This window comes from Chryseobacterium sp. ON_d1 (assembly GCF_006829085.1).
Lineage (GTDB): Bacteria > Bacteroidota > Bacteroidia > Flavobacteriales > Weeksellaceae > Chryseobacterium.
Genome location: NZ_BJTC01000005.1, coordinates 219,621 through 232,641, shown reverse-complemented (window position 1 = coordinate 232,641; position 13,021 = coordinate 219,621). Strand labels below are relative to the sequence as shown.

8 protein-coding genes are annotated in these 13,021 nt (G+C 37.0%); 3 read left to right on the top strand and 5 right to left on the bottom strand.

The features are described 5' to 3' along the window. Window positions 1-42 precede the first annotated feature (42 nt). Window positions 43-2,865, top strand: coding sequence for an aminopeptidase (locus CRS_RS09970; RefSeq protein ID WP_228451225.1), 2,823 nt, complete (start codon window positions 43-45; stop codon window positions 2,863-2,865). Between the two features lie 170 nt (window positions 2,866-3,035). Here the strand turns inward: CRS_RS09970 and CRS_RS09965 are convergent, their stop codons facing one another. Together CRS_RS09965 and CRS_RS09960 are read right to left on the bottom strand one after the other, a co-directional pair. Then, window positions 3,036-3,845, bottom strand: a complete 810-nt coding sequence (locus CRS_RS09965) for a lamin tail domain-containing protein (protein ID WP_142723883.1) — start codon at window positions 3,843-3,845, stop codon at window positions 3,036-3,038. 155 nt (window positions 3,846-4,000) lie between these two features. Then, window positions 4,001-4,837 (bottom strand): T9SS type A sorting domain-containing protein, encoded by an 837-nt coding sequence (locus tag CRS_RS09960; protein WP_142723882.1) that lies wholly within the window; start codon window positions 4,835-4,837, stop codon window positions 4,001-4,003. Window positions 4,838-5,280: 443 nt separating this feature from the next. Between CRS_RS09960 and CRS_RS09955 the strand changes: the two genes are divergently transcribed. After that, window positions 5,281-8,508 (top strand): hypothetical protein, encoded by a 3,228-nt coding sequence (locus CRS_RS09955; RefSeq protein ID WP_142723881.1) that lies wholly within the window; start codon window positions 5,281-5,283, stop codon window positions 8,506-8,508. A gap of 66 nt (window positions 8,509-8,574) precedes the next feature. Here CRS_RS09955 and CRS_RS09950 read toward each other — a convergent pair whose 3' ends face one another. After that, window positions 8,575-10,545, bottom strand: coding sequence for a T9SS type A sorting domain-containing protein (locus CRS_RS09950; RefSeq protein WP_142723880.1), 1,971 nt, complete (start codon window positions 10,543-10,545; stop codon window positions 8,575-8,577). A 198-nt stretch (window positions 10,546-10,743) separates the two neighbouring features. Between CRS_RS09950 and dusB the strand changes: the two genes are divergently transcribed. Further along, the gene (gene dusB, locus CRS_RS09945) at window positions 10,744-11,739 is read left to right on the top strand and encodes a tRNA dihydrouridine synthase DusB (RefSeq protein ID WP_142723879.1); all 996 of its coding nucleotides are present in this window, start codon (window positions 10,744-10,746) and stop codon (window positions 11,737-11,739) included. A gap of 56 nt (window positions 11,740-11,795) precedes the next feature. Here the strand turns inward: dusB and deoC are convergent, their stop codons facing one another. Together deoC and CRS_RS09935 are read right to left on the bottom strand one after the other, a co-directional pair. Continuing rightward, a complete protein-coding gene (gene deoC, locus CRS_RS09940) occupies window positions 11,796-12,539 on the bottom strand; it encodes a deoxyribose-phosphate aldolase (RefSeq protein ID WP_142723878.1) in 744 nt (247 codons plus the stop codon). Window positions 12,540-12,544: 5 nt separating this feature from the next. Continuing rightward, window positions 12,545-13,015 carry an Lrp/AsnC ligand binding domain-containing protein gene (locus tag CRS_RS09935; protein WP_047379047.1) on the bottom strand — a complete coding sequence of 157 codons (471 nt, stop codon included), beginning with the start codon at window positions 13,013-13,015 and terminating at the stop codon, window positions 12,545-12,547. Window positions 13,016-13,021: the final 6 nt, after the last annotated feature.

Below are 13,021 nucleotides of genomic sequence, written 5' to 3'. Positions count from 1 at the left end.
GTATATACAAAATAAGTTATATTTGGACTTTATCACGAATATTTGAAAAAGATCAGCATTTGTCTTATTTTGTTATGGGGAGCTGTACAGGTTTCTGCACAGACAGACAGTATATACATTGAAGCTAAACTGTCTCCTGACAAAAAGAACCTTGATGTCAGCCAGGAAATTGTTTATCACAATCATTCCGGAAAAGACCTGCAAACCATAAAACTCCTGAACTGGGTTTCTGCCTATAATAAACGGGGGACCTCTTTAGTCTACAGAAAACTGGAAGACAGAAATACTGATTTACATTTTGCAAAAAGTGATCAGCTGGGAAAACTCCTCGAACTGAATATTAAAAATTCTGAAAATGAGGCTGTTTCTATCAATACACTCTCAGATGAGAATCTTTTCATTCCTCTTAAGAATGTATTGAAGCCCGGAGAAAGTGTTAAGCTGCGGTTACAATATCGGATGCAGCTTCCTGATAGAGCTTTTACGGGATACGGAACCTCCGCTCAGAATACCATATTAAAATATTTCTTTATTGTTCCGGATCACTTTGATCCGGACAATATTTCCAGAAGAAACTACCACGATATTGAAGAACCTGTAAGTTTCAATACTTTCTGGACTGTAAACTTTGATATTCCTGTTAATAGTTTTGTCGAAGGTAATCTTCCGCAAATCCAAATGAATTCATTTAAAGGATATCTTGATTCGGATCCTGAATTTTTGGTTTCAACAACCAGCTTTCCTTCTATAAAAACCAATGTTGACGGAGAGGAAATCGACATCAAGTTTGGATATAATCTTAAACCGGAGGAAAAACAAAACCTGGAATTTTACCTTCCTTTACAATTAAAATTTCTTAAAGAACGCATCGGATTACTTCCAAAAAGTATTTTTATTTCAGATAAATTCAGAGCCAAAGAAGATTTTTTTGGAAATAATGATATTACTTTCTGGAAATTCAGATTCCGTTTATTTACTGATACAGAAAATACCGACCTGGATTATTTTGGAATTATTGCCAAGAAAGTTCTTGACGAAAGCGTAATTGCAGATAAAGAAAAAGATCATTGGTTTAAAAACGGTTTAAAATCTTATCTGGAAATTCAGTATCTCAAAAAGTTCTACGCTGACACAAAACTTTTGGGGACTCTTCCTGAAACCAGAATATTCGGAGTCAAACCTTTAAAATTATTCCATGCTTCCAAAGTAAAACTTCTTGATCGTTATGGACTGTCCTATCAGTATATCATGCTGCAGAATCTTGATCAGAAAATAGATGAGCACTTCCCTGTTTTGAGTAACTTCAATGATATGGCCATCAGCAGCTTTGAAACCGGAAGTCTTTTCAACTATTCAGCTGATAAAATGGGATATGACCGCTTCAATGAAATTGTAAAAAATTATATTTCTCAGAACTCCGGAAAACAAATCAATCCTGAAGAGTTTCTGACAGCCCTTTCTGAAAAAAATAAATCAGCAGCTTATCTTTCTGGTTTTTTCAAACAAAAAAACAGAGTTGATTTTAAATTGAAAAACATCAGAAAAGAAAACGATTCTCTGCAAATAAGAATTGTAAAAAATACGGATATTTCCATTCCTGTAAAACTGCAAACAGAAACCAGAGAGGGGGAAAAGAAAGATTACTGGGTAGACACTCAGGAAAATGAACATGTTACCAGCTTATCTCTTCCTGCATCAGAAAATATTTATAAAGTCACTTTAAATAACGGATATATTTTCCCTGAATCCAATTACCGGGACAATTTTCTGTATGCAAAGGGACTGTTTTCAAATGCAAAAAAAATTAAACTTAAATTAATAAAAGATATTCCCAACCCTGAATACAATGAAATTTACATCAGCCCAAGAGTACGTTTCAACAATACCTACGATAAATTCCTTTTGGGAGTGAATCTAAAAAATCAGTCTTTCTTTGACCAGAAATTCCTGTATTCAGTGACTCCTACCTACAGTACCGGAACAGGGAAGCTGACAGGATCTGCTGCAGTCTCCTACTCTTTTCTTCCGGCTGAAAGTATTATCAGAAGTTTAACTTTTGGCGCTTCCGGCTCTTATTTTCACTATGATTATGATCTTGCATACAGAAAAACCTCCCTATCTTCCACTATTAATTTCAGGAAGAATCCGAGAAGTACAGTAAGCAGAGGAATCGGGATTTCCTATAATTATTTTGAGAGAGATCTGAGTCCTCAGATGATCGCGACTAATGACTACAGCAAATATAATCTCTGGAGCATCGGATATGGCTATAGCGACAGCCAGATGATCCATGAAAAAAGCTTCAGTCTGAGCACCCAGGGAATGGAAGATTTCAATAAAATAACTGCTGAAGGATTCTACAGATGGGAATTTGCTCCCAAACAAAAGCTCAGCGTACGTTTATTTGCAGGATATTTCTTAAGAAACAATACCCGGACCAACCTTTTCAACTATGGAATTTCCAGGGTTTCCAACTATTCATTTTCTTATACCCTTTTGGGGGAAAGCGCCAGCAGCGGAATTCTTTCACAACAGTTTATACTGGCAGACGGCGGATTCAAATCTTTTCTGCCAGGAAGTGTTAACCAATGGATCACTTCTGCCAACGTAGATTCAAGTGTATGGAAAATATTCCATGTGTATGCTGATGCCGGGGTTTACAAAAATAAAAATCTTCCTGCCAAATTCATATGGGATACCGGGGTTAAGGTAAGAATCATTCCTGATTTTCTGGAAATCTATTTCCCGATACAGTCTTCTTTAGGATTTGAGCCTTCATTCAAGGATTATGGAAAGCGTATCAGATATACATTGATTCTTAATCTCGGCTCCATTATTAATGCAGCAAGAAGAGGCTGGTATTAAATTTTATTAATAAAGGTATTTAAACTTTACAAAAAATAATGAATGTAAGTTTAACAACCTCAATAATAAAAAATATTGTGGAAAACTTTGTGGATTAAATTTCCAAAAGACCACACTTCGTCTAAAATAAAAGAACAGCTTATAAATATTTGCTGTTCTTTTTATTAAAACTAATCTTTTATAATTTTCTGTGAGATGGGAATATTGTTAATGGTTCCTGTGACAATATATGTTCCTTTTGGAAGCTCTGCAATATCAAGACTTGAAGCTAATTTTGTGGGTGATTTTTTCACTACCTGCCTGAATGTATCATATACTTTCACATCTTTCACTTCAGTACCAAAGATAACTTTACTATCCTTAATAAAAGGATTTTGCACAAAATTGGATTTTACACTTCCTTCAAGAGAAAAATCTGTCATATTATCATTACTGCCTACCAAGGTTCTTTTGATAGCAGTGGTTGCAGTCGGAGAAGGAGCTGGTCCGTCGCCTTTAAACTGATCTGCATTTGATCCATATCCTACAAAATCCAGCACATTGGATGCTGAGGGTCCTGTAACCTGTACAATATTTCCTGCTAAAGCGATTTTCCCGGATACATTTGAGATTTTTAACCCTGAAGATTTGTTGGGAGTTCCGTCAAAATTCGTTACAGTAGTTGCAATAAAGTCTGGTGCAGGCAGACTTTCAACTCCTCCTTCAATCACCGATTCCTGAATAAGATAGGTTTCTTCAGGTCCCAGTGTCAGATCCGGCAATGTATGATATTCCGTAAAAGGACCAATAGCCGGAGCATACTGTATGCTTGCCCCTGTTAAAGAAACCAAAGTGGATCCGGTATTTTTAAGGACAATATAATTATTCTTCAATACAGCCCCGGAGTTAGCATTACCGCCATAGATCTCATTGATCACGATCTGGGCCTTAGAAAAGGATAATAATACGGTAAGACCAACAAGAGTAAAGATTTTTTTCATCGTAATTATTTTAGGAATGGACTGAAATAAAAATATCAAAAATAATACCAGTAAATTAAGAAATAAAGCAATATAAAAATCTAAGAATGAGGAAATAACCCATAAAAAAACAGCCCCTTCAATGAAGAGGCTGTTTATATTTTCATCCAAAAAGATTAGTCTTTAAGAACCTTTTGAGAAACCGGCTGGTTATTCACCGTACCTGTCACGATATAGTTCCCTTTTGCCAGTTCAGCAACGCTTACAGTTCCGTTCTGTTTTACAGAAGTTTCTTTTACAAGCTGTCCAAACATATTGAAAACTTTTACGTCTTTTACATCAGATCCGAAAACGATCTCATTATTTTTAACGAAAGAATTCTTTACAAAATTGGTTGCTTTTGCGTTTTTAGCGTCAATGACAGATAAAGTTGCATTACTTGAATTCTGAGGAGTAGGTGTTCCTGCTGTGAAATCTACAGAGTTATTATTAGTATCTCCTGCAAGTCTTGCAATTGAAGTTGTATTTGATGGTGCAGGCGCAGGTCCGGTTCCTTCAAAATAACTAGCACCTGTACCGTATCCTAAAAAGTCAATGACATTAGCACTCGTAGCAGAAGTAGGTGCAGTATTATCAGAAGTTAAAGCAAGTTTACCGGCAGATCCTGACAAATTGATCGTTCCAATAGCATCAGGAGTAGGCAAATCGCCTCCTGCTGTACCGGCACTTCCTTCCTGAAGAAGATAGGTTTGTCCTGGAGCCAAAGTAATGCTTGGCAATGCATGATTACTATTACCTCCATTGAAAGTCCCTCCAGATGATGCATATTGTAAATAGGCTCCTGTTAAAGTAACAGTTGTTGATCCAATATTCTTTAATTCTACAAAGTCGTACTTATATAGAATAGCAGAATTACTTCCACCACCAGCTCCATAAATCTCATTAATCACAATCTGGGCATTCATTAATGCCGTTGCTGACACCAATCCTAAAATAGTAAAGATCTTTTTCATAAAATAATTTTTTTTAATACTCCGTAAAACTACAAAAAAAACGCTATTCAAACTGAGTAGTGATATATATTTAACAATTAGTTAATTAGCCATTCTGTTTTTCGGTAATTTTCTCTGAAACAGTTTTACAATTATAATTTTGGGTATATTACAAGCCCCCTTCTTTACAATCAGAAACTTTTAAAGAAACATTTGCGCTTCTTAAAAGCCATATCTGCCATGACAATTTATTTTCACATTCTTGAGTTTCTAACATACTTTATAGTTGAAGCCCTGAACATCTGTACCCGTTTATATAAACTAAAGAGAGGATAAATTCATTAGAATTATTTCCAATAAATAAAGCATTACATCCATCTGAAACCACAGAAATTCCCGTTAATAATGTTAAACCTCTTAGTATTAACATTTTTTAATTATTTTTACGAATTATTTTTCAGGACTTGCGGAATTTTATCATTCTATTCGTATTATTCTTCTTTGGCATATTTTCAGGAAATGCTCAGGTATTTTCATGGAAAAATCCCAACATTCCTGAAGACAGTATTAAAAGAGACAGTATTCTTGCCGCAAGGCTTGAACAGGATATTTTCGCAAAAGACACCCTGGATTTCATAAAAACCCACAACAAAGTCGTTATCGATGAAGCTGTACTGGCAAAAAATGATAAAAAAAGATTTTTAGGAGAGCTTAATTCAAAAGGTTCTATCATCCGTGGGATTACATTTGGTAATAACCAGGGGCAGTCTGTGCAAAGTTCCATGGATCTTCAGATTTCAGGACGGCTATCAAAGGATGTTACCATTTTAGCCAGTATTTCAGATCATAATCTTCCGATTCAGGCTGATGGTTATACTCAAACTTTAGAGGAGTTCGACAAAATCTACATGCAGCTCAATATTAAGGAAAAGTCTATCCTCCGGGCCGGACACCTTGATCTTATAGAAGCCAAAAATTATTTCGCCAAATACCAGAGACGGAGTATGGGGCTTCAGTTTCAGACGGAATTCGGAAAGGAAAACAAAACATTTGTAGATATTTCTGCCGGTGTTGCCCGAAGTGAATTTCACAGAATACGTTTTCAGGGGGTTGAAGGTAACCAGGGACCTTATCGTCTGACAGGGAAGAACGGCGAGCAGTTTATCACACTTATTTCCGGTTCTGAACAGGTTTTTATTGATGGGATCTTAATGAAACGTGGAGAAAACCAGGACTATGTTATCAATTACAATACCGGTGAGGTTACCTTCACCAGCTTCCGTCCTATTTTCCAGCAGAACTTCATCACGATTTCTTATAACTACGCCAACAGGAATTATTCACGATACCTCTTTACCGGAAAGCTGGAGCATCAGAGAGAAAAGTTTAAGATAGGATTTAACTGGTTCATGGAAAATGATAATAAGAATGCTCCTCTTTCTTTAAATCTTTCCAAGGAAGATGAGCAGATTCTTGCAGAGGCGGGAAACAATCCCGATCTTATGTATGCCCCTTCAGGTGTAGTAACCGAATATGATGTCAACAAAATTTTATACAAATTAAATTCTGCCGGAAATTTCTATGAATATTCCACGGATTCAAGCTTAACACTCTACCAGGTTTCCTTTACTTATTTCGGAGCCAATCTGGGGGATTACAAAATTGCACAAACTACCAATAACGGACGTGTTTTCCAATATGTAGGTCCTAATGCAGGAGATTACAGAGCGGTAAGAAAACTGCCTTCCCCTCAGAAATCTCAGGTATACTCTCTAAACTCTGAGTATTTGCTGAATGAAGGAAAAATAGGAGCTGATATTTCCCTGAGTAATTATGATGTCAATTTATTTTCATCAAAGGATTCTGATCAGAACATAGGCTATGCATGGCGTATTTTTGGAAATAAAAGTTTTACAAAAAATACATGGAAAGGAACTCCAAGTTTTGAATACCAATATATAGACAGACAATTTCATATTCTGGACCGTATCAATGATGTGGAATTCTCCAGAGATTTCAACCTTGCACAGGAATTTAATAAGAAAACTCAAAACAGGTTTATCTTCAGCTTTCTGAATAAATGGAATAATAAGTCCACTTTAAATTACCGCATCAATTATCTGAATGAACAGGATTCTTACAAAGGGATCAAAAATGACCTGGACTTCGGATGGATCACTGGAAAATTTTTTACCAAAGGTAATTTATCTTACCTGAGTACCAACGCTACTCTTCAGGATACGAAGTTTATCCGTGGTGGAGTTTCAACTGAATTTACAGGTAAAAAAGGAAGCTGGGCAATTGGGGGAAGCATGGAACACAACGAGAAGAAATACAACGATACTCAGCTGATGGATGTTACAAGTTTCAGCTGGAAAGAGATCTTTCTCCAAAAGAAAATTGGTGACAGTACGAGAACAAAGCTATTGGCAAAAGTATATATGAGAGATAATGACTCGGTGCGTGACAACAGACTTCAGAATATGAACCATATTCTGGGATTCATGGCCGAAAGTCAGATCATCAAAACAGAAAGAACTACTTTAAATGCATTAATTCATTATAGAAAATTCTTTTATTCCGGAGCAGAAGGTGAAGTAACCCGAAATAATGACTTCGTGGTTGGGAATATCCTATACAATCAGCAGCTTTTCAGAAACGGGATGCGTCTTCAGGCTTTCTATGAGCTTGGAAACGGACAGGAAGCACAAAGGGAATTTCAGTACATTAAAGTAACAGATGGACAGGGGGTATACAAATGGACGGATTATAACGGAGATGGTGTTCAGCAGCTGGACGAATTTGAGATTGCCGAATATTCAGATCTTGCCCAATATATCCGTGTATATACCAATTCTGTAAGGTATCTGCCATCTAACAAGAATAAATTACAGCTTGCCTTATTTGTAAACCCTGCAATTATTTTCAACTCTGAAAACGGATTTTTAAAGCGTTGGAATTTCAATATTTCATTAAATTCTCAGAACTCATTCTATAAAAAGGATAAGGTTCTTGTGTTGAATCCTTTTGAAAAAAACAGTGATCAAATTCTTAAAAATCAGAATATCCTTGCTTCCGTACAGTTTAATCCAACAGATAAATCAGGATGGAACGGGAACTACAGATTCATTACCAATGACAACCTCATCAATGCCAATTTCAGCAATGAAGAGCGGGAGCAGACTTCTCACTTCCTGAATATAGGATATTGGTTCAATAAAGAATTCAGAGTCGACTGGGAAAACTCTGTTCATGATATCAAAAATTCTTCACAGTTATTTGCAACAAGAGACTATCGTCTCAATAATTTTGAAACCAAGCCTAAAGCAACATATAAATTTACAGATGCCATTCAGGCTGAACTATCTTCGGCATTCCGCCAGAAGCAAAGATTGGACGGTGAAGAGCTTCTTAAAGCTTTTGATGTTACCGGTACCATCCAATGGGAACGCAGAAAGACTTCTATCCGTGGAAACTTCTCGTTCATCAGCAACAATTTTACAGGAAATAATTTCAGCATTGTCGGAAACCAGATGCTGGATGGCCTGAAGCCTGGAAAAAACCAGGTATGGAGTGTATTTATTCAACAGGCTATTAATTCATTTATCCAGCTCAATCTTAACTACGAAGGAAGAAATTCCGGTGACCGTACCATTCATATCGGAAGTATGCAGGTAAAAGCCAGTTTCTGATATGCTATATGATAAAAAAAGGCCCCAATGCTCTGCATTGGGGCCTTTTTTTATATAATCTGAATGTTATTTTTTAATAACTTTCAGTGATTGGGATCCTTTTTCTCCATTCACTTTTACAATATAAACTCCTGCAGGAGCACGTCTCATATCCACAGATCCTTTTTCTGCATTGATGATCTCACTAAGAATTCTCTGCCCTGAAGCATTATACAGTTCAACATCTTTGATTCTGCTGTCATTGTTAATATAAAGGTAATCCACAACCGGATTCGGATATATGCTTACCGTATTCTTTTTCGCAGCTTCATTGGCGGCTAATACCGTTGCTGTAAACTCAAAACTTCCAAGATCAGGTGTGACAGCATTTCTTGTGTTGCCATCAGCATCCAATGTTACTTCAGCTACCGGAGTTCCCTTGTTATCAAGAGCTGCATTTCCTGTAGCAGATAAATGGAAATCAGTTGCTGATACAAATACAGGTAAAACGTTCAATGAATTTACATTTCCTCCGAATCCAGCCTGAATATCGGTAAGTGTTGCTTTTGCGGCGCCGCCAATATAGCCAAGATTCGTACCGGAAGAATAGAAGTTGTTATAATTGATAGTAGAGAAAACACTGCTGGCAGCTCCGGCATAAATAGCATACCTGTCTCCCGCCTGAGTTTGGGTATTGACAAAAAGATTATTTCTCACATCGATACCTCCTGCACCGGTTACTCCACTTGTAATATTCAAAGCAGACGGTCTCCCTGCAACTGTCTGGCTGACATTCATCACAACAGTATTATAATAAAGCTTATATCCGCCTCCTGCAGTAATAATAATACCGTTCCCATTGTCATTTACTCCTCCGGTTGTTGCATATCCATAACCTGCCACACCACTCACGACATTATTGGCAACCAGTGTATTGGAAGTAAGGCTTGTTGTTGCAAGATAGATACCCTGAGCTCCATATCCTGATGTATTGGTATTTTTAATTCCGTTAATTTTATTATTATTGATGGTTATACCGGTTGTCAAAGTACCTGCCGCATAAATTCCGGCAAACAGAGTCCCCGTTCCACTGGAAGTAAAATTGGAAATTGTATTTCCGCTTACATTAATATTGGCGACTGCAGAGGCTCCTGTATTACCAGAGGTTACTGTTATCCCGGAAGCTCCTCCGGTAGAAGTTCCGGTATATCCAAGGTTGGTAATTGTATTGGAAGTAATTGAAGAATTAACGGTTGCAGTTGCAAACCAGATCCCTCTTTTGATCTCAGCATTTGTTGTTTCAAAATTACCAATCGTATTATTACTTACTGTCACCCCATCTGTTCCCTGTGCATAAATTCCACAGAGACGGATGGCATCTGTTCCTGATGTGCTCAGATCGTTTCCTGTCACCAGGGTATTCCCTCCGTTACCTGCAGCTGTTGCAGCAAGTAAATAAATTCCTATGTAAGCTTTCTTCACAGAATTATTCTGGATGGTCACATTATTAAAGAAGCCACCTGTAGGAGTTGTTGCACCATCATACATTATAAAAGCAGAAGAGGTATTGATACCATTAACTATATTCAGGTTTTTAACCGTAATATTCGTATTGGCAGCAGCAGCTGAAGCTGCTATAAATGTAAGTACCTGCGGTGCTGTAACAGAAGTGTTGGTAAGGGTAAGATCTCTTGTAGTTCCTGAAGCTGCATTGCTTCCGTCCAGGGTAATATTACTCCCCTGTATTCTCACTAAAGGTGCACTGGCAATATCTCCGGAAATAGTGGCAGTAACTCCAGTCGCAGGCTTTAGGACTACGGAAGTATAACTTGCTGTTCCCCCACTGGCATTGAGACTGGCCGTTGCCGTTTCTGTCGTACTGGCCGTAACACTGATTGTAATGGCTCCCTGATGTGTTCCTGCGTTAATCGCATCAAATGCTCCTTTTAACGTAGTATAGGTTCCTGTAGCTGTTCCTGCTGTAGCAGAAATATTGATTTGTGAATAAAAATTTGATGAAACTAAAATTGCCATCAAATAAAATAGAATTTTCCTCATGACATTAATTTTTATTATACTAAATATAAAAAATAATTATCAATAAAATTCAATAAATACTGACAATCAGTTAAATATATTAAACAAAAACTAAACAACGTATCATAAAATCCCTTAAATAACACAACACAAGCAAAACATAGTACCACATCTGAATTTATAAAATATTGTTTTTTCAGAATTTCGTAAATTTGCACCATGATAAAAATAGGCAACATAGAACTGCCGGAATTTCCACTTTTGCTGGCTCCAATGGAAGACGTAAGCGATCCTCCGTTCAGACGTTTGTGTAAAATGCACGGCGCAGATTTAATGTATTCGGAATTTATTTCCTCCGAAGGGTTGATTCGTGACGCTATCAAGAGCCGTAAAAAGCTTGATATTTTTGATTATGAAAGGCCGGTTGGAATACAGATTTTTGGTGGAGATGAGGAAGCGATGGCTATGTCTGCAAGAATTGTTGAAACAGTTAATCCTGATCTGGTAGATATTAATTTCGGATGTCCTGTAAAAAAAGTTGTCTGCAAAGGAGCAGGAGCAGGTGTTTTGAAAGATATCGACCTGATGGTTCGCCTTACAAAGGCTGTGGTAAGCTCTACTCATCTACCTGTAACAGTAAAGACCCGCTTAGGATGGGACAGTACCAGCATTAATATTGATGAAGTGGCAGAACGCCTTCAGGAAACCGGTATCAAAGCACTTACAATCCACGCCAGAACCCGAGCTCAAATGTATAAAGGTGAAGCTGACTGGGAACATATTTCAAGAATCAAGCAAAATCCCAATATTGAAATCCCGATTTTTGGAAATGGTGATATAGACTCTGCTGAAAAAGCATTAGAATATAAACAAAAGTATGCATGTGACGGTATCATGATTGGACGTGCCGCTATTGGATATCCTTGGATATTTAATGAAATCAAGCATTTCTTTAAAACGGGAGAGCATTTACCTGAACCTACAATTTCAGACCGACTGCTTGCTGTTCGTCAGCATGCGGAATGGAGCACAGAATGGAAAGGAGAAAGATTAGGACTTGTTGAAATGAGACAGCATTACAGCAACTATTTCCGGGGAATTCCTCATTTCAAGGAATTCAGAAAAAAATTCCTGGAAGTTTTCACAATGGAAGAAATGGATAGTTTGATCAAAGAAACCCAACAATTCTACGAAGAATATCAGGCACAGCTATAAAAAATAAAACCATCAGTGTTGCTGATGGTTTTTTATTATTCTGAATTTTGATTTAATTAATATCCTTCTGTCGAAGATTCATTCTTAATTAATGCCAATGCTGAAGAGGTTCCGATTCTTTTTACTCCCATATTAATCATTTTTCCAGCATCCTCAGGAGTTCTTACGCCACCTGCAGCTTTTACCGGAAGCTTCCCGGCATTATCAAGCATAATTCTTATTCCTTCAAAAGTTGCCCCGTTGGGTTTCCCTTCAGCAGTTTTATAGAATCCTGTAGATGATTTAACAAAAATGTTTGCCAGGTCATGATCAGAAAAATTCTCTTCCGCCCATACAGCAATATTTTTAGTAAGATCTGCAATTTGCTCATCACTTAATGCAGCAATTTCAATAATCCATTTTGCAACTTTATGATGATCAAGAGATAATCTTGTACATTTTACAAATTCTTCTTTTACCAGCTCTGTATTTCCCTGCAGATAGGCAGTATAATTAATAACGAAATCCAATTCATCAGCACCGTCTTCAATAGCTTTTGATGCTTCTGCCAGTTTTTCATCGACAGAATAGGTACCTTCATGAAAACCTATTACCGTCCCTACTGCAACATTTGAATTTCTTTCCTGAATATATTTCTTGATTTCAGACACATAATCCGGACGAATCATTACGGCAAAAATACCATTATCTATAGCTTCCTGAGCAAGTTCTTTATCCTTCTGAAGCGTTTTTTCATGAGAAATACCTGACTGTTCCGGAGTTTTCAGGTAAGTGGAATCCAAATATTGGGCTATGTTCATATCGTTTATACTTTCAATTGTCTGTAAATACCTTGTTCTAAAGATATAAAAGTTTCTGTTCTTGTCACACCCTTCAGTTTTTGAAGTTTGTTAAGGATCTGCATCAGGTGATCATTATCTTTACAAAGAACTTTCAGGAAAATAGTATAATTTCCTGTAGTATAGTGGGCCTCCACTACTTCGTTGATGTCATGCAAAGACTTTACCACTTCAGGATAATGACTTGGCTGATCCAGAAATACGCCGATGTAGGAAATCACCTTATATCCAATTTTTTTAGGATTAAGGAATGATATTGAATTTTCAATAACTCCTGCATGTTCGAGTTTTTTGATTCTTTGATGTACTGCAGTGGTGGAAATTCCGACATTTTTTGAAATGTGGGCTAATGAAGTTTTAGCATTATCCATCAGCATGTAAATAATTTCCTTGTCAATAGAATCTAAATGATAGCTTGTGTTGCTCGAATTTTTCATTTTCTA